The organism is Paenibacillus sp. RRE4, from assembly GCF_031844205.1.
GTDB classification, from domain to species: Bacteria; Bacillota; Bacilli; order Paenibacillales; family Paenibacillaceae; genus Paenibacillus; species Paenibacillus xylanexedens_B.
Genome location: NZ_JAUZUT010000015.1, coordinates 15,706 through 41,835, shown reverse-complemented (window position 1 = coordinate 41,835; position 26,130 = coordinate 15,706). Strand labels below are relative to the sequence as shown.

The window sequence follows — 26,130 nt, the reverse complement described above, 5'->3', positions numbered from 1 at the left end:
AGATGAAAAAATGGTTAAGTCATACCAATAGTACCGTCTTGTCCGTCGCGGTGATTGGCATCTTTATATTGCTAACCCTGTTCCTGAATTCGCTTGGCGGCTTCCAGCTCGACCTGACCTCGAATAAACAATATACACTATCTGACCAGTCACTAACGGCGATCAAAAATGTCAAAGATGACGTGAATATTCTCGTATTAACGGTTGAAAATGTAAACAATACCGTCCTGAACCGCGAAGTGGCGGATACGGTTGAAGAGTATACCAAACGTAGCAGCAAGCTGAAAATGAAACAGTACAACTTGACGCAGGAACCTGCACTTGCCTCCAAATACGGGATCACAGGCAGCTCGATTGTGCTGGAGCAGGGAGACCGGCATAAGGTCATCGATATTGCCAGCCTGTTTACCGCAAACGGAGATGGAAGCGATGGGTCTTACCAATTTACAGGTGAGGAGAAATTAACACAGGCATTGATGAACCTTTCCTCCACGGAGACGAAAAAAATGGTGTTTCTGACCGGACATGAAGAACTGAGTCTGGATCAGATGGGAACATTGCGGTCTTCACTGGAACAGAATAATGTCTCAACAGAGGAGTTGCAACTGAATCAAGCCGGCAAAGTTCCTGAGGATGCCGATGTACTCGCTATTATTGGGCCGCAGCGTGATCTGAGTGATGCTGAGCTTAAGGCCGTACGGACATATATGAGCAATGGAGGTAAGTTGTTATTATCCCTCGGCTTTGCGGAAGATATGAAGTCCAGTTGGAAAAATATCGATGCGTTGATCGCAGACTACGGCGTAGTTGATGAGCATGCGGTTATGGTGGATAACAAACAGGCCAGCACAATGGGGCCGCTGTGGGTAGTTCCGGAGTACGGCAGTCATGCGATCACAGACAAGCTTGCTCAGAACCAACTGTTCCCGATGCTGTCTTTGTCGATTGCACTGACCAGCAAGGAGCAGGACAAATACAAGCTGTCTCCATTGATGCATTCCTCGGATGACAGTTACGGAGAGACCAATATTAGCGGTTTGCTGCAAAATGAAACGAACAATGACAAGGAGGTGGACATCCAAGGGCCTGTCGAACTTGGCTATGCCGCAGATACGAGTGACGGCAAACCCAAAGCCGTCATTCTGGGGTCGTCCATTTTCATGCAGGATTCGGAAATTGCGAATGGCGGCAATCGGGATTTTATTTTGAATACCGTGAATTATTTGAGTGAAAAACAAGACGGTCTGACGATTCGTCCACGCGTACAGACTGGATATGAGATTGCGTATCTGAATGGTCAGCAGGCCAGAACGATTTTTTTTGCAGCGATTGTAGCATTCCCGCTTGTCTTTGTGATCATCGGTATACTCTTATGGTGGAGGCGCAGACGGGTATGAAAAAATTAATACCAACGATGGTGGTCGTTGTTATATTGATTGCAGGCTGGGTGTATGCTGCCAATCAGAATTATTTTCGGGAAGAAGAGGCGGTGCAGGCCAAACTTCTTGGCATATCTTCAGCGGATATTCAGGCCATTACGCTACATGAGGGGACTAAAGATAAGCCTGGTACAGGTACAGGTTCAGATGCTGTGTCAACGTTAGAGCTAAAGGATGGCGTCTGGCATATGACGGAGCCGAAGGACTATCCGCTGAATGAATATAGCGTTGGCAGCTGGCTTGATGCGATAAGTAGTGCGGATCAGGAGATGGTTGTCGAAGAGTCGCCAAAGGATGTAGCAAAGTACGGCTTGGGCACGACGGCTACACGCCTGGATATCAAAGCGAAAGACGGACAAGAGTTCAAGCTTGCGATCGGCAGCCAGTTGCCTGCGGGGGATACGCATTATGTTCAGGTCAATTCAGGAGCAGTTGTCGCTGTGAAAAATGATGCCGTGACCAATATGGCTCTCACACGCCGCCAACTGCTGGATACAACTCCATTCAATATGGATGAATCTAATGTGCGTACGTTGGAGTGGGAAGGCGAAGCATCGAGCTGGATGCTGAAGGCATCGGGGGAAGGGGATACGGCATCCGAACATACTTGGACCTTAAATGGCAAGTCCATTAAGGCCGAAGATGCGATATCTTTGATCAGCCAGATTAAAAATCTGACTACCGCTGATGACGTTCGTAAGGCGTCCGATTTAAAAGATGCGATTCCTCGTTCCACGCTGTCGGTAGAACAGCAAGTGGACGGAAAGGCGGTCACGGCGGTGTATCGATTGCTGACAGTCCCTTCCGAGCCGGATACGATCTGGTTGATCACTACGGATGAAGGGTGGGCCTATGCGATGGATGCGGCTGGTCTGAAAGAAGTGGAGAAGGTTGCGGAAAAGCTCAAAACCTCCACTGCGTCTTCGGAGCCAACGAAGCAATCCACAGAATCCGCAAAGTCAGGAGCGTCTGAGCATTCAGCTGATTCTGGAAAAGATTAGATTCTCATCAACGTCCGAGGCATTTTTTAAGAAGTGAATTGAGTTAAGACGGAACAGTGTTGCAATAGATGCAGCACTGTTTTTTATATTTTGCTTAATAAAGACACCAAGTTAATTTACATAAACCTGTAAAAGTGAGCCAGCTTGTCAGGTCAGGTGCCATATCCTTTCAGCATATCGGTAACTACATACGTGCATCCTATCTATGTGAACCAAACCAACCACATTGGAGGATGAACATTACATGCCAACAGTCAAAAAGGCAACAGCGATTACGTTATCATTGTCTACTGCAATTTTTGTAATGGCCGGATTGACGGGTTGTGGGAATCGCGATAATAACATGCATACTCAAAGCGTTCGGGAACAAGCTCATGGTATCAATCGTTACGGCGTTGAAACCAACGGCATGGACGGCATCCGTGCAAGAAGTTACCGGATGCACAATGTCACAGACCTGAGATCAAGCGATGAGCTTGCAAAGCGCATTACTGAAATGAAGGAAGTCGAGTCTGCTCACGTCATGTTAACGGATCGTAATGCTTATGTTGCTGTGCGTCTGGCTCATGGACATGCAGGCAAGCTGGGCAGCAAATCGGTTGGTCAACCGGGCAGTCGTCTGAATGGCACCATGCGTAACCATGCCAGTGATACGATGCGTGGTGGCTTGATGAATGAGGATATGGGCGGTATGCGCGTTCATGGCGGTTCGGGCACAAATTCCCCATACAGTACAAGCGGAATCGCTCCGGGACTTAATACGGGTACGGCAACAGACCGTAGCCATATGGGCAATGATCGCGGAATCTATGGCACGATGGGCACGGGAACAATCGGAATGATGCGCGGCTTGACGGATAGTGGCAAAGCCCGTCCGATGAACGAAAGTCAGTATGGCACAAGAAGCGAGCGCCCACGTATGATGGATAGCTCGGATGACAACACGCCTGAAGAAATTAAAGGTAAGATTTCAGCCAAAATCAAGCAGTTCGCACCCAACGTGGAGAACGTATATGTGTCGGCTAACCCGGATTTCGTAGGCCAGGTGGAGAACTATGCAACTGATCTGCGCAACGGTAAGCCAGTCAGCGGCATGATTGATACGTTCCAGTCGATGGTAGAGCGTATTTTCCCGACCAACGCAGGTGATACCCATAACCGTGACGGTATCCTGGGTGATGGCGTCATGAATCGCAACCACGATGGCTTAATGAATCGTAACCATAATGATGGCGGCATGATGAACCGGATGACTCGGTAAAACAGTGAATTAAACAGAGTGTGCCTTTGCGGAGGGTTATACCCAATGCAAGGGCATATTTGTTATAGCAAATGAATGCGGACGTATAAAAGGACAAAGCATAATCGAAATGCAGCCCATTTTTCTTCTAAAACTGAACCAACGCCCTTGACCTTACATAAGATGAGTTGACTGTATCCCCTTAACCTTGTTACACCAACACAACCCGAGCAAGGAGGGGTGAACATTGAAGGGTATCGATCATCATAAAAGCAAATTTTTGTTAACCCACCGTGAACGCGAAGTATTCGAATTGCTGGTTCAGGACAAAACAACGCGTGACATCGCAGGGCAGTTATTCATCAGCGAGAAAACGGTGCGTAACCATATCTCCAATGTGATGCAGAAACTCAATGTTAAGGGTCGTTCGCAGGCAGTTGTAGAGCTAATCAAGCTCGGAGAACTTAAGATTTAGCTTGCGAACCGAAGTTAAAATGAGGGTAACACAAAAGCCTTTCTCTATCCTTCAGTATGAAGCATGGGGAAAGGCTTTTATGTTTGTTTTTTAACGAATACAGCTACTTTTCAAACGCTATACTCATGGATTCAAAATCAACTTTACATTTGGCTCTCATCATGAAATCAATACCAAGAATTCCGTCAAAGCCACAGGGTTCTCGAATTGAACCAAGTTGAAGAGGGAAATCAGCTAATTCAATATGTCCAATGAAAAAGTCAGGAACCTGTTGCTCATAGCAAATTTCACTGGTACCTCCAACCCCATACATTCGTTTAGCCCTTCCGTTAATGAAATCTATGTGTAAACCAATTGTTTCTAAAGCATCGGTATCAAAAACAGTTGCCGCACAGCCTGTATCGAAAAGTATATTATTCAAAACAATGGATCGTTCATTATGAGTTACAGTCAAGGAAATGATAGGTAAGCCATTAATAAGTTTTAGCTTCATGTTCGTTGCCTTACTCCTGAGAAAAACTCCTCAACAACTTCCACATCGCTTCTACTTGTATGAAAAACATACAACTCTCGTGAGGGGTGAAGTTTATGCATCTCTTTATACCCACTCCACGCCTTTTGTGGATCATCATAGTCTTGAATAACTGACATGTCCTCCAACTGACGTAGCTGATTATTGGAACTCGCCTTAATTGCCTCAACTAGCACAAAACGACCCGGATGCAATTCAGTAATGTCCTCCCATTTCCCTGGCTCCACCTCGCTATGAATCTGATGATCTAAGTATAACATAATCCTCCAACGTTAAAAGGAAGCAATAATCCCAATCCACCTCTTGTTCACTTTAATCAAGCCTCTTCTTTACGCGTATGTTCCTTCATAAAAACCTTCCATCTTTTCTTTGAAAACGACTGATAAAATAGTTGCTCCAATTCCTCATACTGTGTCTCGTTTAAATACAAAAACAATGCCTTTTTGGCGATTTGAGCGGCAGGTTTTGAAGAGTGGGCGCGTCCTTCTACTTTTCGTTTGACCGGCACGTGAAATTGCAAAAACTCTTCGTAACGTGTCCAACCTTCCCAGCTCAAGCGGGCCCCACGCCTCCAGTCAATGGCATAGAGAGCAAAATAATGGTGGGCGGTGTCACTACGCTTGGCGGCAATGATCCAGATATTTGGAACGATTTTATTACGCTGTCTACGATTCATGAGCAGTTCCCCTTTTTATATCCTTGAAAGTATCATCACATATAGACTCATCCATTTGTTCTGTTGTTGTTAAATTACATACGATTAACTTTAGCAGACTGTGTGAAAACTTCAAATGAACTGAAGGTGTGACTAAGTCTGATTGATTAACATAATGGACTTATATCAACTCCAGCGAAAATCCTCTTGCTTTGCCAGAGCACCTTGATTAAAATAAGGGTGTAAAAACTATTTTCTTATTAAACTCAAAAAAAATAAAAATAATTTTCATATTAAAGAGGTGCTTATGGCAGCCATCTTACATGCATTGAAGCAAGAATTGCACCATTTGCCGTCTCAAGAGAGACGAATCGCCGAGGTGATTATCCAATCGCCATCGGACGTGCCGGGGATGACCATCAACCAGTTGGCTGAACAGAGCGGGACAAGCGCGGCGACCGTGACCCGTTTTTGCAAATCATTTCACTTCAAAGGTTTTCCCGATCTCAAAATGAAACTCGCCGCCGAGCTCTCGCACGCACCGAATGAAACGGCCTATCAGGATATTGTTGCAGGCAACCCGTTATCTAAAATCGTCGAGGCGATTGAAGCGAATCATCTCGCTTCGATTGCAGATACCACACGTTTGCTGGATTTGGGCAGGTTGGAACAAGTGGTGCAGCTGTTGTGTCAGGCCCGGCGTATTGACCTTTACGGGGTGGCGACTTCGTCCATTGTTACACAGGATTTTTATCAGAAGCTGGTGCGGATCGGGAAAAGCTGTACTGCCTTTTCCGATTCCCATATGCAAATCACATCCGCTTCCTCGCTGGGGCCAGGAGATGTGGCGATGGCTGTGTCCTACTCAGGTGAAACCCCGGAGACCATCGATGCCCTGACTTGTGCCAAACAGGCTGGCGCTTCCACCATCTCGCTGACGTCATATGGCAGTAACTCACTGACAACCGTATCGGATATCCCACTCTTCACATCTTCTCTTGAAGAAGGGATGCGGCGCGGGGACATGGCTTCACGCATTGCGTTGCTACATGTGATTGATATTTTGTTCACAGGCATGGTGAGTGCCGATTTTGATCAATTTATACCTAAACTTGAGCAGTCGTACCACAATGTGCAGTCCTATCGTTTCCATCACACCGGAGGTGCTTAACAGATGAATATTCGTATTTTTGAACATGAAGAAGATTTGAACGCGACAGGTGCAGGTTTGATCGCCAGCTTGCTGCAAACGAAACCTCGTGCCGTACTTGGACTTGCAACGGGAAGTTCACCTGTGGGTGTTTATAAACAGTTAATCACGCTATATCAAAAAGGATTAGTAAGCTTTGCACAGGCCTCTTCTTTTAACCTGGATGAATATGTAGGTTTACCTACAGAGCACCGTGAAAGCTACCGCAGTTTTATGAATGAACAGCTGTTTAATCATATCGACATCGACCTGTCCCGCACGAATGTGCCAAATGGCGAGGCGGTGGATTTGGAAGAGGAATGTGCTGGTTATGAGCGACGTTTGGAGGATCGTGGGCCTGTGGATCTGCAATTGCTCGGGATCGGGCACAATGGTCATATCGGTTTTAATGAACCTGGAACGGAATTGACGGGACGCACCCATGTGGTGGAACTGAAGGAAGAGACGAGAAAGGCGAATGCCCGCTTTTTTGACAGCATCGACGAAGTACCAGCGCAAGCGATCACGATGGGGGTCGGTTCTATTTTAAAAGCAAAACAGATCCTGCTCATTGCCCGTGGAGAGGAAAAAGCGGAGATTATCCGCGAAGCGTTCATGGGTCCGATCACCACATCCTGCCCGGCATCCTTGCTGCAATGTCATCCGAACGTGGTTGTTTTGCTGGATCGAGCGGCAGGGAGGCTGGTTAGATGAACGAAACCAATCCTAAAGTCAGCGGCGGTGAAGGTGAGAAAAAGATAACCATGCTTCGCGGCAGACTGTTACTTGCCGAGGAATTGCTGGAAGACGGCCTGATTGCCTGGTGCGATGGAAAAATCGTGTATTCCGGCATACCGGAAGGTCTTCCTGAATCCATTGGACGAGAAGCGGGAGCACTACCTGCCAAAGGGAAGGGCTTAATTGTGCCTGGTTTTATCGATATCCATGTGCATGGCGGTAACGGGGAAGATTTCATGGATGCCAGTCCTGACGTGTTGGACAAGATCACTTCATTTCATAGTTCACAGGGGACAACGGCAATGTTGGCAACATCGATGACGGCTCCGAAGGAACGTCTGGATCATGTTTTGGCTGAAGTACATCGCTACCGATCAGAGGAAATGCCGTACGCTCAGCTGGAAGGCGTTCATTTGGAGGGACCTTTTTTTAGTCCAAAGTGGCCTGGCGCGCAAAATCCGGATCATATCGTGCTTCCTGACGTTAGCTGGCTACAAGGATGGGAAAAGCAATATCCCGGTCTCATCCGTCAGGTGACGCTGGCACCAGAACGTGAAGGTGCGCTGGAGGTCATCTCCTGGCTACGGGAACAGCGGATAACGGCTGCGCTCGGTCACACGGATGCAACTTACGATGACGTACAGCGCGCAGTGGAGGCCGGATTGCATCATGCCGTGCATACGTTTAACGCGATGACACCGCTACACCATCGTGAGCCGGGAACAGCAGGAGCCGTGCTAAGTGATCCGCGTATTAGCGCCGAAGTCATTGCCGACGGCATTCATGTGCACCCTGCCGCGATTTCGATCCTTGCTCAACTGAAACAAGGCAATGATCAGCTGGTGCTGATTACCGATGCGATGTCAGCGGCAGGGCTTGACGATGGCGAGTACAAGATCGGTGATCTGCCCGTTATTGTGAAGAACGGCGAAGCGCGTTTGAAAGAAGGCGGCGCGCTGGCAGGAAGCACGTTGACTATGGTTCGTGGGTTCCGTTATCTTGTGCAGGAAGTAGGGCTGAGTCTAGTCGCTGCTTCTAGAGCAGCCAGCTTGACGCCAGCACGTTTGCTAGGTATTGAATACCGAACGGGTTCCCTGACGAAAGGGAAACAGGCAGATATCGTTTTGCTGCATGAGGATTTGGAGATTGATACGGTGTGGGTGAAAGGCAGAAGGGTGAGCATCTGAGAGGAAATACGCTGAACAATATGTTAAAATAGATCTCAAAAATGAGATCTGCGGATCATTAACGGAGGCATGCACCATGGAACGTAACGCCATGCTGGAACATGATCCGTTTATCCCTGTGCTGGCGGAGAAGCTGCACATTCACGGATACTATGCTTTTTATGGCGAGCATTACAATGAGACGGATATGGAGCAGTACCGCAAACATCTGTTCACAACCTTTAACAACATCGTATGGATTGAGCTGGATAAACGTAAAAAATACATGATTGTGGATCATCGTGGACGCAATACGGTCATGAAGCTCATTGAAGGCATGTTGAATACACGCAGAACGTTGCGAGCTAATCAGGCAATGGCTGGTGCAGACACCAAAGACGTGGATCGGGAGATCACTCATTTCTCCAAGCTGGTGCACATGCTGAAATTTACTACGTTTCGAACGTAAAGTTAGAACAAAGTCGGAGTTGGTTGAGGATGGATGGATGCAGGCAGGCCTGTAACTTTATCCTGACGAATAGTAGAGTGGGGAACCCAGTAATAACCCAAATATATTGAAGAAGTATCGAAATATGCTTAGTCGCGGCTGACCACCTCGTTATGAAGCAGGGCACTACGTGCTGGGAGCTGAACGCTGAACGCAATGCGAATAGTTCACACTATAAACCGTTGCGGCAAGTGGTGAGTAGCGAGCCAGACTGTGACAATGATGTTTGACGCTCTAACGATCCTGAGGGAGCTTATTTGCCCTATCTTGCAGTGTTTTCGATTCTAACGATCACCACACACGCTATTTCATGTAAATGAGCAGTTTTAGGGTGTAAAAGAGACGTTTTATCGCAAATAAGGTCTCTGGTGATCGTTAGATTTCTGAAAGACTCTAAAAGTGTGAAATAAGCTCTCTGGTGATCGTTAGAGCATCAATTAGCTAGTTTTTGTCTATGTTTTTTTGGTTTGCTCTTTGTTTTCGGTTTGCTCTCTGTTTATTAGTGTGCTCTTTGTTTTTTTGTTTGCTCCTTTCGCGAAGGTGGTGTGCCGCCCAGCATGGCACTTTTATTTATGGGGTTAGTTCTTACATACTTTTTCTTTTTAGCTTTACAAAAGAGACATCTCCAAAAAAGAGTCCTGTCTTAGAATTAAAATGTCCTTACTAAGTCTAAGGGTACATTTAATTCTGACAGGGCTCTTTTGATCGTTTCGTTGGATATCTTTATTTAATATTTGATATTAACAATCATAGAAATGAATCAAATCACACCCAAGCTTCAAGTATTCTGTTCAACTACTATCTAAACGAAGTCACGAAACTGCTGAACAGTGTTCGCACATCGTATTGATATTGATGGATCGGCTCAACCGGACGGTTGATGCCAAGTAAGGTATAGACGGCAATGCGTGCGGCGCGAACCGAATATTCCTCCGTGAACACCACATCATCTGGAATCTCGCAAAATTGACTGATAAATGCCAGATTCGTTGAACCTTCCGGCACGACTTGAGGGCGGTCACTGTTCAGCCTTGGCATGAATTGCGCGGTGATATAAGGCATCATACAAGGGATACAGTTGGCTGTAGCCATGATCTCCTCTTGGTGCTCCTGGAAATGAAGATGGCCGATCAATTCTTGCATAATCTCTTCACCCGTGCAATCACACATTCTTTTTTTCACATAGTCCCCTACGTTGTCAGGATACAAACCATAGCCCCAGAAGACTTTGACATGGTCCGGCTGATTCCGGAAATGCGGCTGGAAGGCCAACACGACTGACATGAACCAACTTGAATCTTTGAATGTCACAAGGGCTCCAGTACCCGCGCGGTTGCGTGTGAATTTTTCCATCAGATCAAAGAAAACGGAATCCTGGAAAGTGACGGTGAATGATTCCCATTTGGATTCATCGATATGATCATCGAACGAAGAAGGGTTGCCCAGCATCGGTTTTTTCGCCGCAATGTTTTCCCACAGCTTCCAAGAGCTACCCTTGCCGTTCAGTTTGGGAGCGGAAGTCATCGAACCAAGGTCATCACCTTCCGTCATCGAGCCGTTCGTAACAATGACCAGATCGCCTTCAAGAATGTCGATCACTTCCTCGGTACCGTTCCGCCGCACATGCATACCTGTGACCGTAATTCCGTCGCCCTCTTTGAAGTCCAGGTCAGTAACGGTACATTTCAGCGTAAAATCTACGCCGTACGGCTCCAAATATCGGTGCAGTGGCAGAATGATGGAGTCATATTGGTTGTAGGGGGTACGTGTAACCCCTTCGAGCGTTTGAATTCGTGGAAATTCGTGAAAAAAGCGAAGCATATATCGTTTGAACTCCACCGCACTGTGCCAAGGCTGAAAGGCGAAGGTTGTCGCCCACATGTACCAGAAGTTCGTTTGGAAAAAGTGGGGTGCAAACCAATCGTTGATCCGCAATTTACCCAGCGTGTCTTCAGGAGTAACGATGAGTTTGCCCATCGCCAGCCGGTCGGCCATATCAAACCCCATGGACAACACATCTTCCACCTGCCCATCGCGGTTAATTAACCGTGCATTGGAATGTGTGGGGTTAGCGTTGTCAAAGGCCGTAATTTCTTCTCTGACTGACATACCCGGATGTTCGATGGAAGGGATGGTCGCCAGCAGTTCCCACAGATTTTCATATGCCTCATCGTTGAGCATCCGCCCACCGCGAATGACGTAACCTTGTTCCGGATTACCTGCACCGTCATTGCTGCCCCCGAGAATCGGCATTTCCTCAATGATGTGAATATTTTCGCCAGGGAAATCACAGTCTCTGACTAAATAGGCTGCTCCCGCGAGAGAAGCAATACCGCCGCCGACAAAATAAACCTGTTTAGAGCCATGTTCTTTTTTCACGATCAATCGCCTCCAAAAGATGGTGTATTCTTCACATTTCCAATGTAAACCTGCACCGGGAAAGAAGGTATGATCAAAAGAATACAGCTGTCTGTTTTTTAGTCACTTTTGGAAAAATGTCTAGTTTTATAGTGTTATCGGATGATTTCATCTGTAGTAAAGGTACAAATACATATATATTCAATATTTTGGAACTATGTCAAGAAAGTAGACACTCACGCGATGGATTTGTCCGTAAATTTCTTCGCAAAACGAGCAGGGGAAAGATAACCTAGCGCACCATGCATTCGCTTGCGGTTGTAATAGAACTCAATGTACTGGTAAATGGCGGTATAAGCCTCTTCTGGATTCTTAAAACGAGGGTTACAGTAAATGAGCTCCTTCTTCAAAATACTGTGCCAAGACTCGATACATGCGTTATCTTAACAGTTTCCTCGGCGGCTCATACTGAGTTCCATACCATACGATTTCAGTTGCTCCACGTATTCTTTTGACGTGTACTGTGAGCCGCGATCCGAGTGATGGAGCAGTCCTGGAGCGGGACGTTTAGCCCGGTAAGCATCATTCAATGCATCGAGCACCAGGCTCGTTTCCATATGGTTGTACAGACGCCAGCCTACAATTTCACGCGTACACAAATCCAGAACACTGGCGAGATGTAACCGGCCTCCTCGGCAGGGAATGTAAGTGATGTCGGTGACCCATGCGGTGTTTGGTTTGGACGTTTGAAATTGCTGGTTCAGCGTATTGGGTGCAATGGGATGATGATGGTTAGAATCCGTTGTTTGGACACGATACCGAGGACTATGCACGGAACGAAGATTCATTTGACGCATGTATATACTGACGGTACGGGAAGAGATTTTGTATCCTTCCCGATGGAGCGCATACGTAATTTTCGGACTTCCACACCGCTTCTGGTGGTCCTAGAAATGAAACCGAATACGCTTCATGATCTCAGCTCTCCGGTGCTGCTGTTTACTTGTTCGATCCATCCGCCATTTGTAATATCCGCTCCGTGACACATGTAACAGGGTGCACATCTTCTCCAAAGAAAACAGGGAGCGATGGTTTTCCACAAATTGAAACCTTAGTTCTTTGGTTTGCTGAAGATGTGCACTGCTTTTTTTACGATAGCCAGTTCCTCTTGCGTGTCCGCAAGGGTATGTTCTTTCTCTTGAAGTAACCGGCGCATTTCTTGGAGCTCAGCTTCCAGTTCTTTCACGCGATCTACGCTAGCTACAGGCTCATGTTTAAGTTCACGATATTTGCCCATCCACTGGTGTAATGTACTTTTGGGAATGTTGAGTTCTTCTGCCAAGTCTCCGAGTGTCTTGGTCTGCTCTTCAATAAATTTTACCGTTTGTTTCCTGAATTCTTCATTGTATCGTTGCCGTTGTTCTCCCATATGGACACACCTCCGTTAGCCTTATTATCCTTCTGTCCGTTAATGGGTGTCCACTTTTTATTCTAGCAACATTTAAAATGTTTCAGGAATCCAAAATATATATACTTATGTAATTTATTCTCTTATATTATTGAAATAAGTATTTTTTGGTGTATATTAACAGGTAGTTATTTATATATTTAGGAGGTTAGTATATGTTAAGGATTGCAAGTAAACCTTTCAAAGCTTCAAAAGTTGCAATATTAAGTGTTGTGCTATTCTCATCAGTTGCTGGTTCGGCGTTCGCTGCTTTGAACACTTCTCCTGATTTAACTATCTTTCCTTACTCTGGTACCACAAATACTTACGTAGAAGGTGGAGTTTACGCATCGACACGTGATAAAAACGTTAGTAAAATAAGAGCATATTATGAACTTTATCGGGATGGGGCTTATCTCGGTTCTGGGTTCGATGAGCAAAATGGAAATGTTTTTAATCAAGGAGGCCTATCTTCAGCTGCAGCGAACATTTCATCCAAGACTCATTACTTACCTGGTACTTACAAAATGAACTGGTCTTCCAGAATAGTTTATTATTTTGGAAGTGATGCTGATGATGCTGGGGCGGTCAACTTATATAAATCTTCAAGTAGTTCAAGATAATTAAAGGAGTGAAACTTATGAGGATTAAAAGAAAGACGATTATAATTATGACGACTTTTGCTTTAGCTTTAACAGGTACTAGTGTTTATGCTGGTAGTACTTTTGGGAATTTGTTTCCTGATGTAGATCCTCAGTATCAGTAAGAAGTAGGGGCAGTACAAAATAAACTTGAAAAATCTTGGCTTGCTGGAAAAGAAAAACTTACTAAATCAGTAAGCACCCAATCAATAGCTAGTCGAGAAGTCAATCAGTCAGTTGAAAATTGGAGATTTGTTGATACAGAGAATTTAAAAGAAACATTGCTATCAAATTTTGTAGAAGAGGAAAAATCCTCTTTTATGGATGCATTTTACAGTGATGAGAGGAAAAAAAATCTGGAGGTTGGTGATCTGATGTCAGTATTGCTAATTAATCCAGAAAATACAGAAGCGAAACAGTTATGGGAGAAAAAAGATGGTTCTTATATAGTCATTAATTTAAAAACAAGACACCATGAAAATGGTTATAACGAGTGGTATGTTGATGGTAAAGCGGTGAAAATCCACTAAACATATTAATTGAGAGTGATCAGTGGATTTTAGATTCTTTCTTTTATCTTCATACAAATTTTAAGCAGATATACTTCACTATTTACCACAGTAGTGAATCCCAGAGAGAGTCCTATCTAATTGAGGACTCTCTCTGTTCTTTGTAGGAAGTGTGAGGACTTCTTCTATAAATGATACAACTATAAAATTACAGAGGTGGTATTGGAATTACTGTTAGTCTTCTTAGTTTAAGTAGAGTCCAAAATTACCTGATATTGATGGATCTAATTAATGGAGGGGAGCGGCCGATACCAATTATTTTTTCGTGAACACCACGAAAGTAACTGATGATCTTAGGTTCGATCCTTCTGGCACAACTTGATGTCGATCTCTATTCAACGTTGGAATGAATTATGTTTTGATATTGAATCTGATGGGTGTCAGAGTTCCAGTACGGATACGAGTAAATTTTCCCTCAAATCAAGAGGAGGGGTTCCTAGAATGTGACGGTAAGCAATTCCCATTTCGAATTTTATGCTCATACTTATGTAGTGCTCTGACTACATTTCCTTCAATCAGTTCGCTCAACTTGTCGATAATCTGTTTGGGTGGTTCTTTCATGTCATTCCGCATCCATTGGATAATGAGACCCGTGAAAGCCAGTGTATAAAAATTAGCAATAAACTCTTTATCCTCACCGCGAACCTTGACTCCGCAAGCCAGCTCATCAATAACACCCATAATCAGATCATGCGTCACTTGATAGAGATAACCATCCAGATGAGAACGACCAAGCGATTCCAGTGTATTGCAGCAAAAGGCCTTATTATTTTCGATGTAACAGAAAATTTTGTAGAACCCTTCTGTCCATGTATCATAACTGCGGTACTCATGGATACTTTCCACCGCTTCCGTTTCGTAAATCCATCCAAGCAGAGCATAAATATCTTGAAAATGATAATAAAACGTTTGCCGGTTTACCCCGCAGCCATCCACCAGATGTTTCACTGTAATTTTATTGAGCGGCATGTGTTCCATCAGGCATTTAAGCGAATGAGCCAGCGCGGTTTTGGTCAAATGGGAAGCAGACATTACCGTTCACCTCATCATTCAGAGTGTGGTCGTCATACGACATTAATTTACTACTGAAAACGTACATAAGAAGACTACCACTTTTTTCCTTAATATGGTATCTCATTGATCACTGCAAACCCAGAAAAATAAAAAACGATGACCGTTTAGGCCATCGTTTTTGCGTTTTTACATTATTGAAGCGAGAATAACAGCGATTAAAAGAACGATTCACCACCGGAGCGCCTCCACAAGCGCGCCCTGTGTTATTGTGCTCATCCCCAAAAAGCTAGATTACGTTTTTAAAACGACTTATAGGAACGCGCATAACGTAGTGGAGGGGGCGAAATCGATTCTGAAGAAGCGAACCACGCTCTCTTATACATTATCCTCTATAGGGGTTAAATAAAAATTTACACGTTAAACGGAGTGGGGAGAAAAAAAGCTGTAGAAGCGAAGCGCTCGCCTTTATTACCGGATTTTCCCTTTAGAAAAGGAATCAAAGAAATCTGGGAATAACAGCGATCGAAAGCTTATTCTCCCTGCGCAGTGGCCTCCGTGTAAGCGTGTTTTTTAACGATTATAAGCTTTTCATGAACTCTACAACCGTCAGCAACCCTTTATCAAAGTTCTCCAGATTAAAGTGCTCGTTCGGTGCATGCAGATTTTCGTCCGGCAGACCAAAGCCCATCATCACGGCAGGCACGCCAAGTACGCGGGAAAGCTTCTCAACGATTGGAATAGAGCCGCCATCCTTAGTGAATAGGGCACGCACGCCATATACTTTTTCGTAAGCGTCAGCGGCTTTTTGCAGGATAGGATCGGTCGGATCGGTATTGAACGCAAAAGCCTTCTCAATCTGTTTGATCTGCAATGTCGCTCCTGGTTGAACATGTGCACGCAGGTGAGCTTCGATGCTATCTAGTACATGCTGCGGATCTTGGTCAGCGACAAGACGGCAAGTGATTTTAGCGTGAGCTTCTTTTGGAATAACCGTTTTACTGCCTTCGCCTTGGAAACCGCCCCATACGCCGTTCAATTCGAGTGTTGGGCGCGCACCGACACGTTCCACGAAGGAATATCCTTCCTCACCATACAATTGCTCCAGTCCGAGATCTTGACGAAGTTGTTCTTCATTGAAGCCTTGCTTCACGAATTCTTCTCTCATCTCTGGAGACAATGGTAGAACGCCGTCATAAAATCCATCCACGCTCACGCGGCCTTGCTCATCGTGCAAAGATGCCAGCAGGGAGACGAGGGCATGAAGCGCGTTCGGTACACCGCCGCCGAAGGAACCGGAGTGCAGGTCGGTATTGGCGGTGAACAGATCCACATGCATCGAGCACAGGCCGCGCAGGCCCGTGGAGATAGCAGGTTTTCCTTTTTCCAAAAGAGATGTATCCGAGATTAACACCATGTCTGCTCTCAGTTTGTCCGTATGATCGTTAAGATAGATCGGCAAATTCGGGCTGGAGATTTCCTCTTCGCCTTCGATGCAGAATTTTACGTTAATCGGCAATTCTTTATTTTCGGCAATCAGTGCTTCGACGGCTTTGATATGTATGAAAATTTGTCCTTTATCATCCGTTGCACCCCGAGCATACAGCTTCCCGTCACGGATCGTTGGTTCGAAAGGTGGTGTCTCCCACAGGTGAAGCGGATCAACAGGTTGTACATCATAGTGTCCATAGATCAGGGCTGTTGGTTTGCCTGGTGCGTGCAGGTGGTCTGCATAAACAATGGGGTGACCTGCCGTTTGGATAATCTCGACATTTTCCATACCCGCACGTGTAAGTGCATCCGCTGCCCATTGTGCCGCACGTTGAATGTCTTCTTTATGCTCAGAAATGGCGGAAATACTCGGAATGGATAACCATTCGTTCAGTTCTGCCAGATGTTTATCCCGATTTTGCTCCAAATATGCTTGTTCTTTCATTGAAAAAGGCCTCCTTCAAATCTGCTTTCAATCTATTGTAATCCATTTTGCCCTGTTAATAAAACATTGGTTAAAAAAATGCTTCCTAATGTTGGGTTCCCATAATGGGTCAAATATGAGTTGGTGTCTGTCTCAGCGTCTATTGAGATTAGTTTATCAGAGTCGATGCCAGCTAAGACTATTAAAAGGTGCTTTTATCGGATTAGGACTGTTTATCCTGAGGTGCGAACCCCAAGCACACATGATTTCCCCGGGAGATTCGCACCCAAATATACTCCTTTTGTTCCCTTTTGGTATCATATTTGTTGAATTATTTGTTTGCTTTGTATAAGATGAAGGTGAAATCTTGGTTAGAAAGTGCGGAGTTACGGAACATTTTCGTGTTTGAAAATGTTTAAACGTTATTTTTCGCGGTCGCACTCTACACGAGTGCGTGGATTGAAATCATCAACGAGCTTCACGATTTTTTCTGTTTTCACAATATTCAACACCCGTAATACCGTTTAAAGCATTTGAACTAAAACATCCCGTTCTTATTTTCTTTTGTGAACAAAAGTGCTCTGACTTTTATGTTAGAGCATTTTTTTATTTTGTAAGAAGGGGCATATTCGGAGAAAAATTTACCTGTCCCATTATGTACGCAACACTTGATACATGCCAGTGGAGCTTCAATAGACATTGTCCAAATACAATCCTTTTGACCTATTTAATTATTGATAGTTCTTTTGACTTATGTATTAATGAAAGAGTAAGATTATTACTTTTATATGGAGGAATATGGTGTTGAAGAGAAGAGAAACATATCCAAAATTCACTACAATTCTTGGCATTTCGTTCTTGGTACTTATTGCGTCAGTACTTATGTTGCCGAGGGTTGCGCTAGCAGCAAACGATCCAGCTTATACTGAGTGGGCTAAGCAACAGGAACATGTGGGATTAAGCCATCTGTGGTTTACGGATCGAGCTGCCAACGGACTCATCCCGGTTCGTCAAAACTGGAAGTGGGGATTCATCAATTATCAGGGCAAATTTGTGATTAAGCCACAGTTTCAATTAGCAAGAGATGCGTTCAACCAGGGTGTAGCAGTCGTAAATAGAAATCAGTTAATAAACAGTAAAGGTAAAGTGATATTTCAGGATAAAAACATTGAATATATTGGTTGGTTTGATTATGGGCTGGCCATTGCTAAGAAAAATGGGAAGATTGGTTACCTAGATACTAAAGGCAAGTTTGTTATTTCTCCTACATATGAAGAAGGAACGAGCTTTTACAATCAAGTCGCAATGGTAAAAAAGAATGGTAAGTGGGCATTGATCAATACCAAAGGGAAATTACTAACGGCATTTAACATCGAAGAAATGGATTATAGAATAGATTATCGTAAATCCGGGGTATTTCCTGTCAAGATCGATGGGTTGTGGGGGAGTATGAATTATAAGGGGCAGCTCGTGGTACCTGCAGAGTTCAAAAACAAACTTGAATTTACAGGCAATACACTAGAGTGGGGACTCCGCCGCGATAACCATAGCGCTATTGTTCGTCAAGATGGATTAATCGTTTCGTTCAATGAGTATTATTCCAAGTCAGGCGAGCCACAGAGTGGACTTTGGAAAATCCAGCAAAATGGCGAAGGCATCGTGGATGTATCCGGGCGTATGATTGTAGAACCTCAAAGTGACCGAAAGGTTATTCTTTCAGGAGATGGAAGTTACGCAGTAAGAGATATGCAAGATGAAAGTTCCGGGTGGACTTTTTATAAAAAGGATCAAACCCTACTATTTGAGTCCAGTTATACAGATATGCAGGCTTTTTCAGAGAATCTGGCGGCCGTGAAAGTGAATCAAAAATGGGGATATGTTTCGAAGAAGGGAGACATCGAAATACCTGCTCAGTACGAAGAGGTTAATCTGTTTCAAGCGGGAAGCGCGGTCATTCGTAAGAATGGTAAATATGGATTAATTGGAACTCGTGGTGAGTCCGTACTAGCTGCGAAGTATGATGAAATGATTCCACTTATTGAGCGAACGAATTACGTGAATAACCAGATTGAGAAATTGACAACAAAGAATCCGCTATACCGAGTAAAGTTAAATAAAAGCTATGGGATAGTGGATAGTCGAGGAAACTTCGTGATGGATGTGAAATACGAAATGATTGAGCTAGATCGTACCGACTATTATCACGATATTGATCCAATCGCAACGGTTCAATATGCATTGAAAGCTAAAGAGGGTTCAATCTCGGCATCAATCAATATTAAAACGGGTAAACGGATATTCCCAGCCTATTCCATGGTAATTTACCTTGGTGACGGAATGTACAGCGGGGTTCCGGTAGGGAAGAAGAGTCATTATGTTATTTTCAATGCAAAAGGAAAAGAAGTATTCCGCTCAGGTATTGAAGGTTAGACCATTCAGGATCATAAACAGCTCAGAACCTGGTTGAATTGGTTTAGACATAGAGCGCATCAAAATGAATTTGGAGAGGGAACTACATCATGAAATCAATGACTCGATTATTTTTACCGTCCGTTTTACTGCTAATTATATCTTTTTTCACCGTTTTTGAAGGTAATGCGTATGCTTTAGGTGTGAATGAAGACATAACTAGCTCATCCACTGTTAACAGTGGAACTGAAAAGATTAGAGATAGGTCGACATACATGTTTGACGAAAAAAACAAGCAAGTTACGATCCGAACCAATCGAATCAGTTTCGTTACCGGGATGCAAAAGATCAACGAGTACAACTTTACCGATCCTTCTTTGCTTCCGTCGTACTATGAGTTTGATTCCACAAACGGTTTCAATCATCAAGACGGTGTAGTTGTGGATACACCCAAAGGAATCAAGGCTTACACCGTTGCAGTACAAAGTACGTTGAAGGGGAAAAGCGGAGTAAACATCATATATGAGTTTGACTATTCGAACCTTACGCTGAGAAAGATAAAAGAGATCCCGACTCAGAAAAGCGTACAGCTCGATGCCGCTCAGCTCGGATTGTACTCTGTAGAGTCAGACAAAGAGGGGATTCAATATTTCTCCTTGGAAAATAACAAGCAAATGTTGTCAGGTGGGAAACTTATCACTTCCAAGGATGTGACTGACACCCGTTTTAGTCTTTCACCGGCTCCGGCCTCTCAGACATTTGGCGTCTACTGTCCTAAATATCAATATACGAGCTGTTATAATATCGAATTTGGCGGAGTTAAAGGTAAAGCCGTTAAAGTCACTAAAAATAATGTGATCGAAGATGCAAGGCAAGCTTCTTCCAAAAGCTTCATGGCTGGAGGTACGAAGATAAAATGGAACCAGAGTAGTTTTCAGATGAACACTCCATATCAATGGAATGTGACTGCTACTCGAAATGGAAAAACGGTATCTTTGTTCAACGGAAAGGCTTATGAGCTGGATACCTTTGTATCTCCAGGGGGAAAGTATTTGGTTATAAATGCAGATCCTTCGTATCATTTCAAACGGACACAAGCAACTACGATATATGTGTATGATTTAAAAACGATGGTACAAGTTCAGAAATACAAATCTTCGTATAATACGAATGTCACAGGAATTCAATGGCTTTCAGATGATCTCTATATCATGGAATATTATTTTTCTAATCCTGGTGCGTATCCGCCATCTTTCTATTACATACCGGAAGGAAAACATTTTAAGATTGAGTACTCTCAATATCAAGATTGGGCAAACTATCTGGATTCCTTCACCTATGATGATCTCTTCTTTTTGACACTTCCAGTTGCGATAACGTCTGGTGAAGGAGTCCTGCATTATGAAGGACAGCCCACGTTCTATATGAATGGACTCTATTACGTTCCGCTGAAGGAGTTTATGAATGCATTCCATGTCCAGGTAGAAGAGAAGGATAAGACCTACTTGTTTAAGCGTCTTGATCGAACAAGTAAGCTAGCTCTTAGTCAGAGTAAGAGACTGATTGTTAAAGGGAAAGTATTTCTTCCACTGGGACAATGGAATAAGGAGCTAGGATTAAAAGTTGCTCAAGTTGGCATGCATTCGATGAGTTATGAGATTCTAATTAGCGACGAATTAAGAAAAACTGAAGCAGCGATGAAGGCAGAAATACCTGAATTTCAAGCCATTCTAAAACGTCTTAAGAAGTCTGAGGATGGATCTGATGGATTTATTGCAACAGAGAAACCATTTACTCAAAAAAATTCAGATCATGCGAGTCTTAGAGGTGTCACGGCTGTATTAAACCATAATCGTAGTTTAAGTTTCAGATTCTCCCCATTTGTTTCATACGGCGAGAGCTTACAGATATACATCACGAGTAGAGACAGTAGCAAGGTTCTGATGGAGTTGCCAATCCAGATTACAGGAAATGAGTATACAACTGTTGCTTTGCCAGAGCGTGTATTTGAAGAGGGAATACTGACTTTTGCTTTTCCCGAGTCAGATAATGAACATTTAGAACATTCACATTTGGGATTTACACTAAAACTCCCTGAGTTTAGTAAAAACAGGCTTTAGGCGTAGCTGGAAGTGGTCGATCGGGAGAGGGAATTTTAAGAAGACACTCATCCGTCCTCTAGAAAATACGAAAGCACTCTTCAAGAAAAGGTGCCTCAACGGAGGCACCTTTTTAGGTTATTTATTTTAATTCCTTTGGATGGTCAACATTCAATCAGTTAACTTTTTCAAGTTTTTTTTGACGATACTAAATAGGTATCCAATATCCCGGTGTCTAAAATAACTCCAGCTGCTCAGGGCCTTCTTCCTTTTCTGGCTCGGTGCGGTCGGGAAATGGTTTGATAGGCTGACCTAGCAGTTCCATCATCATCTGGGCGTTGGTTGCTGCATCTCCGGCAGAGTTATTGTTAAAAATAACAAACACATCCTCACTCTGCTCCTGGAGCTGTTCCAGATAAACTTTCCATTCCGACAGTTCCTGTTCGTTGTAGCGATACAGATAACGTGTCTCACGCCAGTTTGGTGCGCCGTTTTGCTGCCAGCCGGATACGTTGCGTCCATGCATGCGAACGAGTGTCATCCGGGAATCCGTTGCGATGGGCACAATGGGAATAGAGCCTGGCCCTGCCTGTGGTTCATCACAGACGCTATGAATCCATCCCTGTTCTTTTAGAAAATGAAGCGTGCGCTCACGCATGTTGTCCGCATACCAGCTTTGGTGACGAAATTCGATCACGCATGGAATACCCTCCATACGGAGCTTCACTTCCCGTAGTTCATTGACGTTGTCCCGGTTGCATTCGAACCAGGGGGGATATTGAAACAAGGCAGCCTGCATTTTGCCTGCTTCGATCACAGGTTCAAGCGATTCACGAAAAGCTTTGTACATCTCGGACGTGCTGGTAAAATACGGCTTGCCCCTTAGATGTCCCGTCATTCCCTGATAGGCCTTCACGATAAACGAAAATGATTCAGGAGTCTCCGAAGCCCAGCGGGCCATCCGGTCGCGAGGTTGCACGGCGTAGAAGGAACTGTCTACCTCCACCGTGGAAAAATATTGTCCATACAGACGAAGCTTGTCCTTCGCTTGGGTACGGTTTGGATAGAGGTCTTCCTGATCGCCCCATCCCGTAAGTCCGATACGAATCATAAGAACACCTCCTGTTGTATGTATTTAACCGATTCGTAGGAGCATGACATGTCTAACATTATATCTTGCGTTGTAGAGCCGTTCAATGAGGGTGGCAGACGATCATTTTGAGTTTGGGAACTAAAGCGTTACAATAATTTGAAATGATTCAAAACAGACACCAGTTTTAGCTTAGTGCGGGGTGTTCTAGCCAGCAAAATCTGCACAATGCGGATAAGGGTAACTGATGATACGGAGGGCGAAGATTGACATGACGGCATGGTACGAAAAGAGTTTTGGCGAAGATTATCTGCTCGTATACAAACACCGGGATGTGCACGGTGCTTATGAGGAAGTACATAAAATGATTAACTGGCTGAAGCTTCACCCTCGTGCAGAAGTGCTCGATCTCTGCTGCGGGATGGGCAGGCATTCGCTTGCGCTTGCGGACGCTGGCTTTCAGGTGACGGGAGTAGACTTGTCCGATGTGCTTCTGCGTGAAGCCAGAGAACTGGATACCGATCATCGGGTTAGATGGTGTCATGCCGACATGCGCAAAATCCCTCTTGGCGGTGGATTCGATGCCGTAGTTAACCTGTTTACTTCGTTTGGATACTTCCCCGAGGATATTGAACAATTGAAGGTTCTGCGTGCCATCCATCGAATGTTGAAGCCTGGAGGCAGATTCATTCTTGATTTTATCAATACAGCCTACGTGCAAAAACATCTGGTGCAGCACTCTGTCCGTGATGATGAAGGGCAACGGATTGAAGAATTTCGCAGGATACGAGACGGGTTTGTGCAAAAGGAAATACATATCACGGACATCTCTGCCGGAACCGAACCGCGAATCTATAAGGAAAGTGTTAAGCTATACTCGCGTGAGCAACTGAGTGAAATGCTGGAGGATGCAAATCTTCGGGTGGATCAGGTTCACGGGGGATACGATGAAGAGAAATATGATGAGCAGACTTCGCCGCGTATGATCTTTGTGGGACATCGTCCTATTGACTAATCGAGAGAGGGGAGAGACCATGAAACGTACAAGAACCGAATCTTTATCTATGCCAGAAGGGATGCACCGTATTCAAATCACGATGTCTTTTCCGCTTCGATGGGTGAACAGTTATATTTTAACCGAACCGGATGGCAAGGTGAGCATTATTGATCCAGGACCGCGTACAGCGGAGACGGAGCAGGAGTGGCATGAAGCGTTGGGCAGACTCGGCTTGACCTTTCAACATATTCATCAGATTGTACTGACCCATCATCATCCGGATCATCTGGGATTGTCCGGCTGGATGCAGCAGATGTCGGGTGCACCTGTGTTAATGTCAGCACGCTCCCGCCAGGAAACAGATTTTATGTGGGGAACCGGGGCGAGCATTGAAGAGAGACTGCCAGAGTATTACCTTCTTCATGGCATGCCGCAACATAAGACAGTCGAAATTAAGGAACATATGAAAACATTCATCTCACAAATCACACCACTTCCTGAGGTAACCATCATTGCAGATGGTGATACCATCCGGATGGGTGGAAAAGCATGGATCGCTGTGGAAACGGGGGGACATGCCCCCGGTCATCTCTCATTCTATGCTCCTGAATCAAAAGAGATTTTGTGCGGAGATGCGGTTTTACCCCAAATCTCGCCCAATATCAGTTTGCAACCGGGCAGTGATGCAGAACCGCTGCAATCCTACATGGACGGCTTGCGGCTTCTGAGCAATTTGACAGTGGAACGTGCATATCCGGGGCATCGAAATCCGTTTACCCGTTTTACGGAACGCACGATCGAATTGCTTGCTCACCATGAAGAACGTCTGGGTAAACTAGCGGAACGATTGCAGGAAAGCCCTGCTCACGCATATGATATTTGTGTACATTTGTTTGGTGATCGGCTTGGAACACATCAATTACGTTTCGCCATGAGCGAAACACTGGCGCATTTGCAGGAATTAATTCGGCGTGACTTGGCGGGACAGGTACAACAGGCTGACGGCATTATTTATTTTCAACATTTAACTAGCTAGTCGTCATAGGTTGCATATAGACACATTTGGCACAGATGATAATAGCTTTTTTCAATAGTGATCTCATCCTTATCCCTGAGCAGGACTACCTGTTCGGGGCTTTTTTGTGAGAAAAAACGAAAAGCTTTAGGCGCGGTTAACCGTTTATTCAGCTTCTTTTAAGCCAGCGAGCCTATCATACAACTATGAACTTCGCTATAGAAAGCAGGGATAAGCGATGACGAGACGTAAACGGAACCAATGGCGGAAATGGCAAGCTTCGGCTGCGGCTACATTAACGGTGGCTGCACTCTTTCAATATGTAAGAACTTCGGATGCTTTTGATGCGGCTTATGCGGCGGCGAATGGGACAGACACCGGAATAACATCTTCCACACGGGTGGATTCACGTGACGATGTGATGGATGAATGGTCTCCAGAAGGTACGGATCAGTACAATTGGGATACAGACGGATACTCGGTTGGATCAGATCAGGATCAGGCCAATTCGTTCCGCTCGGGCTCTGAAAACAATCGTGGCAATTATCGGTCACGCACAGGTGCATCATGAGCCGCACAGAGCAGGCTGTACGTCCCCTTCGGTTTTATTTTCACGCGATGAACACGAAGGTGGAAGTGCAGTTGTCGGCAGATAGAGAACAGGCGGAACACGCTGCCTCGCTCGTCAAAAACTGGTTTGAAACACAGGAGCAGCGCTTCAGTCGTTTTGTGGCTGACAGTGAATTAAATCATCTGAATGAGAGTCAAGGATGGATCTCTGTCTCGGCTGCGATGGATGAGGTGCTCAGCTTAGCATATGGTTATATCGGGCAAACGGAGGGTATCTTCCAGCCCAACATCATGAAAGCTCTTCGTTCATCCGGATACGATGCAAGCTTTGAAAAGATACAGCAACGAACATCCCAGCGGCCTTTGCTGGAGCGACTATTACCTATAACAAAATCGGAAACCCATGGCATGAGGGAAGATCCATATGACTACAGTCGTCCAAGCTGGATACAGCGGGAAGGGAGCCGAATGGTGCACCTTGACCCGGGAACGGAGCTGGATCTTGGCGGTATTGTAAAGGGCTGGGCCGTAGAACGTATCGCGGACTGGCTGCAGAAGACAATGAACATTGCTGCGGGAATGATTAATGCAGGCGGTGACATTCAGGTATGGGGTACCACAGACCATCCTCATTGGACGCTGGAGGTAACCAGTCCGTTTCCACAGATTCAAGATGTGTCGGGAGCGGTACGGCTACAACGAGGGGCTGTGGCCACATCAGGGATTACACGTAGACAGTGGCAAGATGACAAGGGTTATACAGCACATCATCTTATTGATCCCCGGACGATGAGACCGGCAGACACAGACATTTTACAATGCACCGTCGTTGGTCAGCATGCTTCGCAGTGCGAAATTATTGCCAAAACCGTATCGATCTTGGGGAGCGCAGAGGCAGTGAACTGGCTTAATCGACATTATGACCGACATGATGTTCTTTGGATCACTCGAGAGGCAAACGTTTATTTTAGAGGAAATCCATCAACACTTGCTGAGCGCTGGCCTGGATTCGACCCGGATCATCGTTTTAGCTTGATCGAATAGGAACGGGACAAGTCTGATAGAT

General features: G+C 44.9%; 25 protein-coding genes and 1 pseudogene. 16 read left to right on the top strand and 10 right to left on the bottom strand.

Features of this window, described 5'->3' with window-relative positions; all coding sequences use genetic code 11:
• Positions 1-2 precede the first annotated feature (2 nt).
• The 4 genes from Q9R46_RS27020 to Q9R46_RS27005 all read left to right on the top strand — a co-directional run bounded on the left by Q9R46_RS27020 (position 3) and on the right by Q9R46_RS27005 (position 4,155).
• A complete protein-coding gene (locus Q9R46_RS27020; protein WP_311282458.1) occupies positions 3-1,397 on the top strand; it encodes a GldG family protein in 1,395 nt (464 codons plus the stop codon).
• Entirely contained in the window at positions 1,394-2,440 is a 1,047-nt protein-coding gene (locus Q9R46_RS27015) for a DUF4340 domain-containing protein (RefSeq protein ID WP_311282457.1), read from the top strand. The genes Q9R46_RS27020 and Q9R46_RS27015 overlap by 4 nt, the downstream gene beginning before the upstream one ends.
• 244 nt (positions 2,441-2,684) lie before the next feature.
• Positions 2,685-3,701: a YhcN/YlaJ family sporulation lipoprotein gene (locus Q9R46_RS27010; RefSeq protein ID WP_311282456.1), complete on the top strand. Its 1,017-nt coding sequence runs from the start codon at positions 2,685-2,687 to the stop codon at positions 3,699-3,701.
• 226 nt (positions 3,702-3,927) lie between these two features.
• Positions 3,928-4,155, top strand: a complete 228-nt coding sequence (locus tag Q9R46_RS27005) for a helix-turn-helix domain-containing protein (RefSeq protein ID WP_090919235.1) — start codon at positions 3,928-3,930, stop codon at positions 4,153-4,155.
• A 103-nt stretch (positions 4,156-4,258) separates the two neighbouring features.
• Here the strand turns inward: Q9R46_RS27005 and Q9R46_RS27000 are convergent, their stop codons facing one another.
• The 3 genes from Q9R46_RS27000 to Q9R46_RS26990 are packed head-to-tail and all read right to left on the bottom strand — an operon-like array spanning position 4,259 to position 5,363.
• A complete protein-coding gene (locus Q9R46_RS27000) occupies positions 4,259-4,648 on the bottom strand; it encodes a retropepsin-like aspartic protease (protein WP_311282455.1) in 390 nt (129 codons plus the stop codon).
• Positions 4,645-4,947: a hypothetical protein gene (locus Q9R46_RS26995; RefSeq protein WP_311282454.1), complete on the bottom strand. Its 303-nt coding sequence runs from the start codon at positions 4,945-4,947 to the stop codon at positions 4,645-4,647. Before Q9R46_RS26995 ends, Q9R46_RS27000 begins: the two co-directional genes overlap by 4 nt.
• Before the next feature lie 56 nt (positions 4,948-5,003).
• The gene (locus Q9R46_RS26990) at positions 5,004-5,363 is read right to left on the bottom strand and encodes a hypothetical protein (RefSeq protein WP_311282453.1); all 360 of its coding nucleotides are present in this window, start codon (positions 5,361-5,363) and stop codon (positions 5,004-5,006) included.
• A gap of 286 nt (positions 5,364-5,649) precedes the next feature.
• Here Q9R46_RS26990 and Q9R46_RS26985 point away from each other — a divergent pair, with 286 nt between their 5' ends.
• The 4 genes from Q9R46_RS26985 to Q9R46_RS26970 all read left to right on the top strand — a co-directional run bounded on the left by Q9R46_RS26985 (position 5,650) and on the right by Q9R46_RS26970 (position 8,904).
• Positions 5,650-6,513, top strand: coding sequence for a MurR/RpiR family transcriptional regulator (locus tag Q9R46_RS26985; RefSeq protein ID WP_311282452.1), 864 nt, complete (start codon positions 5,650-5,652; stop codon positions 6,511-6,513).
• A 3-nt stretch (positions 6,514-6,516) separates the two neighbouring features.
• Complete coding sequence (gene nagB, locus Q9R46_RS26980) at positions 6,517-7,245, top strand: glucosamine-6-phosphate deaminase (protein WP_311282451.1); 729 nt, start codon at positions 6,517-6,519, stop codon at positions 7,243-7,245.
• Entirely contained in the window at positions 7,242-8,456 is a 1,215-nt protein-coding gene (gene nagA, locus Q9R46_RS26975; RefSeq protein ID WP_311282450.1) for an N-acetylglucosamine-6-phosphate deacetylase, read from the top strand. The genes nagB and nagA overlap by 4 nt, the downstream gene beginning before the upstream one ends.
• A 76-nt stretch (positions 8,457-8,532) precedes the next feature.
• On the top strand, positions 8,533-8,904 hold the full coding sequence (locus tag Q9R46_RS26970; protein WP_145414952.1) for a hypothetical protein: 372 nt from the start codon (positions 8,533-8,535) through the stop codon (positions 8,902-8,904).
• Positions 8,905-9,741: 837 nt separating this feature from the next.
• Here Q9R46_RS26970 and Q9R46_RS26965 read toward each other — a convergent pair.
• From Q9R46_RS26965 to Q9R46_RS26955, 4 genes and pseudogenes are all read right to left on the bottom strand, one after another.
• Positions 9,742-11,322 (bottom strand): oleate hydratase, encoded by a 1,581-nt coding sequence (locus tag Q9R46_RS26965; RefSeq protein WP_311282449.1) that lies wholly within the window; start codon positions 11,320-11,322, stop codon positions 9,742-9,744.
• Positions 11,323-11,537: 215 nt separating this feature from the next.
• Positions 11,538-11,732, bottom strand: coding sequence for an IS3 family transposase (locus Q9R46_RS28645; RefSeq protein ID WP_145335568.1), 195 nt, complete (start codon positions 11,730-11,732; stop codon positions 11,538-11,540).
• 12 nt (positions 11,733-11,744) lie between these two features.
• Positions 11,745-12,236, bottom strand: a pseudogene (locus tag Q9R46_RS26960) (IS3 family transposase); the annotation flags it as partial.
• Between the two features lie 176 nt (positions 12,237-12,412).
• Positions 12,413-12,730, bottom strand: a complete 318-nt coding sequence (locus Q9R46_RS26955) for a transposase (protein ID WP_145335380.1) — start codon at positions 12,728-12,730, stop codon at positions 12,413-12,415.
• Between the two features lie 194 nt (positions 12,731-12,924).
• Between Q9R46_RS26955 and Q9R46_RS26950 the strand changes: the two genes are divergently transcribed.
• On the top strand, positions 12,925-13,371 hold the full coding sequence (locus tag Q9R46_RS26950) for a hypothetical protein (protein ID WP_145335378.1): 447 nt from the start codon (positions 12,925-12,927) through the stop codon (positions 13,369-13,371).
• 338 nt (positions 13,372-13,709) lie between these two features.
• Positions 13,710-13,919: a hypothetical protein gene (locus Q9R46_RS26945; RefSeq protein ID WP_311282448.1), complete on the top strand. Its 210-nt coding sequence runs from the start codon at positions 13,710-13,712 to the stop codon at positions 13,917-13,919.
• Positions 13,920-14,378: 459 nt separating this feature from the next.
• Here the strand turns inward: Q9R46_RS26945 and Q9R46_RS26940 are convergent, their stop codons facing one another.
• Together Q9R46_RS26940 and Q9R46_RS26935 are read right to left on the bottom strand one after the other, a co-directional pair.
• Entirely contained in the window at positions 14,379-14,990 is a 612-nt protein-coding gene (locus Q9R46_RS26940; protein ID WP_311282447.1) for a TetR-like C-terminal domain-containing protein, read from the bottom strand.
• Between the two features lie 559 nt (positions 14,991-15,549).
• Positions 15,550-16,905 carry a dipeptidase gene (locus Q9R46_RS26935; RefSeq protein WP_311282446.1) on the bottom strand — a complete coding sequence of 452 codons (1,356 nt, stop codon included), beginning with the start codon at positions 16,903-16,905 and terminating at the stop codon, positions 15,550-15,552.
• A 783-nt stretch (positions 16,906-17,688) separates the two neighbouring features.
• Between Q9R46_RS26935 and Q9R46_RS26930 the strand changes: the two genes are divergently transcribed.
• Positions 17,689-19,314 carry a WG repeat-containing protein gene (locus tag Q9R46_RS26930; protein WP_311282445.1) on the top strand — a complete coding sequence of 542 codons (1,626 nt, stop codon included), beginning with the start codon at positions 17,689-17,691 and terminating at the stop codon, positions 19,312-19,314.
• Between the two features lie 254 nt (positions 19,315-19,568).
• The gene (locus tag Q9R46_RS26925; protein ID WP_311282444.1) at positions 19,569-21,413 is read left to right on the top strand and encodes a hypothetical protein; all 1,845 of its coding nucleotides are present in this window, start codon (positions 19,569-19,571) and stop codon (positions 21,411-21,413) included.
• Positions 21,414-21,627: 214 nt separating this feature from the next.
• On the opposite strand, the gene Q9R46_RS26920 is transcribed toward Q9R46_RS26925, so the two are convergent.
• Entirely contained in the window at positions 21,628-22,503 is an 876-nt protein-coding gene (locus tag Q9R46_RS26920) for a DUF72 domain-containing protein (RefSeq protein ID WP_311282443.1), read from the bottom strand.
• Positions 22,504-22,753: 250 nt separating this feature from the next.
• Here Q9R46_RS26920 and Q9R46_RS26915 point away from each other — a divergent pair, with 250 nt between their 5' ends.
• From Q9R46_RS26915 to Q9R46_RS26900, 4 genes are all read left to right on the top strand, one after another.
• Entirely contained in the window at positions 22,754-23,497 is a 744-nt protein-coding gene (locus Q9R46_RS26915) for a class I SAM-dependent methyltransferase (RefSeq protein WP_311282442.1), read from the top strand.
• 19 nt (positions 23,498-23,516) lie between these two features.
• Positions 23,517-24,515 carry an MBL fold metallo-hydrolase gene (locus Q9R46_RS26910; protein ID WP_311282441.1) on the top strand — a complete coding sequence of 333 codons (999 nt, stop codon included), beginning with the start codon at positions 23,517-23,519 and terminating at the stop codon, positions 24,513-24,515.
• 217 nt (positions 24,516-24,732) lie between these two features.
• Positions 24,733-25,065, top strand: a complete 333-nt coding sequence (locus Q9R46_RS26905) for a hypothetical protein (protein WP_311282440.1) — start codon at positions 24,733-24,735, stop codon at positions 25,063-25,065.
• Complete coding sequence (locus Q9R46_RS26900; protein ID WP_311282439.1) at positions 25,062-26,108, top strand: FAD:protein FMN transferase; 1,047 nt, start codon at positions 25,062-25,064, stop codon at positions 26,106-26,108. The genes Q9R46_RS26905 and Q9R46_RS26900 overlap by 4 nt, the downstream gene beginning before the upstream one ends.
• Positions 26,109-26,130 lie beyond the last annotated feature (22 nt).

Excerpts from the sequence above, each read along its gene's own strand:
- Q9R46_RS26910 (WP_311282441.1), top strand. The coding sequence starts at position 23,517 with ATGAAACGTACAAGAACCGAATCTTTATCTATGCCAGAAGGGATGCAC.
- Q9R46_RS26945 (WP_311282448.1), top strand. The coding sequence starts at position 13,710 with ATGGATGCATTTTACAGTGATGAGAGGAAAAAAAATCTGGAGGTTGGT.
- Q9R46_RS26920 (WP_311282443.1), bottom strand. The coding sequence starts at position 22,503 with ATGATTCGTATCGGACTTACGGGATGGGGCGATCAGGAAGACCTCTAT.
- Q9R46_RS27010 (WP_311282456.1), top strand. The coding sequence starts at position 2,685 with ATGCCAACAGTCAAAAAGGCAACAGCGATTACGTTATCATTGTCTACT.
- Q9R46_RS26970 (WP_145414952.1), top strand. The coding sequence starts at position 8,533 with ATGGAACGTAACGCCATGCTGGAACATGATCCGTTTATCCCTGTGCTG.
- Q9R46_RS26985 (WP_311282452.1), top strand. The coding sequence starts at position 5,650 with ATGGCAGCCATCTTACATGCATTGAAGCAAGAATTGCACCATTTGCCG.
- nagA (WP_311282450.1), top strand. The coding sequence starts at position 7,242 with ATGAACGAAACCAATCCTAAAGTCAGCGGCGGTGAAGGTGAGAAAAAG.
- Q9R46_RS26900 (WP_311282439.1), top strand. The coding sequence starts at position 25,062 with ATGAGCCGCACAGAGCAGGCTGTACGTCCCCTTCGGTTTTATTTTCAC.
- Q9R46_RS26915 (WP_311282442.1), top strand. The coding sequence starts at position 22,754 with ATGACGGCATGGTACGAAAAGAGTTTTGGCGAAGATTATCTGCTCGTA.
- Q9R46_RS26940 (WP_311282447.1), bottom strand. The coding sequence starts at position 14,990 with ATGTCTGCTTCCCATTTGACCAAAACCGCGCTGGCTCATTCGCTTAAA.
- Q9R46_RS26925 (WP_311282444.1), top strand. The coding sequence starts at position 19,569 with ATGTTTGACGAAAAAAACAAGCAAGTTACGATCCGAACCAATCGAATC.
- Q9R46_RS26935 (WP_311282446.1), bottom strand. The coding sequence starts at position 16,905 with ATGAAAGAACAAGCATATTTGGAGCAAAATCGGGATAAACATCTGGCA.
- Q9R46_RS26995 (WP_311282454.1), bottom strand. The coding sequence starts at position 4,947 with ATGTTATACTTAGATCATCAGATTCATAGCGAGGTGGAGCCAGGGAAA.
- Q9R46_RS27015 (WP_311282457.1), top strand. The coding sequence starts at position 1,394 with ATGAAAAAATTAATACCAACGATGGTGGTCGTTGTTATATTGATTGCA.
- nagB (WP_311282451.1), top strand. The coding sequence starts at position 6,517 with ATGAATATTCGTATTTTTGAACATGAAGAAGATTTGAACGCGACAGGT.
- Q9R46_RS26990 (WP_311282453.1), bottom strand. The coding sequence starts at position 5,363 with ATGAATCGTAGACAGCGTAATAAAATCGTTCCAAATATCTGGATCATT.
- Q9R46_RS27000 (WP_311282455.1), bottom strand. The coding sequence starts at position 4,648 with ATGAAGCTAAAACTTATTAATGGCTTACCTATCATTTCCTTGACTGTA.
- Q9R46_RS26905 (WP_311282440.1), top strand. The coding sequence starts at position 24,733 with ATGACGAGACGTAAACGGAACCAATGGCGGAAATGGCAAGCTTCGGCT.
- Q9R46_RS26950 (WP_145335378.1), top strand. The coding sequence starts at position 12,925 with ATGTTAAGGATTGCAAGTAAACCTTTCAAAGCTTCAAAAGTTGCAATA.
- Q9R46_RS26955 (WP_145335380.1), bottom strand. The coding sequence starts at position 12,730 with ATGGGAGAACAACGGCAACGATACAATGAAGAATTCAGGAAACAAACG.
- Q9R46_RS27020 (WP_311282458.1), top strand. The coding sequence starts at position 3 with ATGAAAAAATGGTTAAGTCATACCAATAGTACCGTCTTGTCCGTCGCG.